1 protein-coding gene is annotated in these 427 nt (G+C 44.5%); it reads right to left on the bottom strand.

Going from position 1 to position 427, the window contains the following annotated elements:
• Positions 1 to 127 precede the first annotated feature (127 nt).
• Positions 128 to 394, bottom strand: a complete 267-nt coding sequence (locus AC23MB_RS14385; RefSeq protein ID WP_487787657.1) for a transposase — start codon at positions 392 to 394, stop codon at positions 128 to 130.
• Positions 395 to 427 lie beyond the last annotated feature (33 nt).

The following is a 427-nucleotide window of genomic DNA, read 5'->3' as shown; positions in this document are numbered from 1 at the left end:
TCAGGCATCCGTCTCTTATAATCTATTGAGGTTCGTGAGCGCCCGATTACGCGGCACACCTTAGCATAACTTATATCCGGCCTTTGCTCTGCGATATAAGCGATACAGCGCTCTCTTTGATAAGGTGTTACCACTTTTTTGAGTTAGCCTCTTTCAAAATATCGATCGAAATTTGTTGGTCTGCGACGATACGCTTAAGGCGCGCATTTTCGGCCTCCAGTTCCTTCACCCGCTGAAGCTCCGAGAGCCTCATCCCGCCGTATTTGCTCTTCCAGTTATAAAATGTTTGTTCGGAAATCCCAAACTCCCGGCAGATCTCTGACACTTTTTTGCCTTCTTGCTGGCTTTGGAGCACCTTAAATATCTGCGGCTCCGTAAATATTGATTTTTTCATTGCTTTTTCTTGACGTTAAAGTTAATACTCTAA

The organism is Soonwooa sp. T0.1_25 (assembly GCF_057652215.1).
The sequence above is the reverse complement of the archived record's forward strand: the minus strand, read 5'-3'. Positions and strand labels throughout refer to the sequence as shown.

Excerpts from the sequence above, each read along its gene's own strand:
- AC23MB_RS14385 (WP_487787657.1), bottom strand. The coding sequence starts at position 394 with ATGAAAAAATCAATATTTACGGAGCCGCAGATATTTAAGGTGCTCCAA.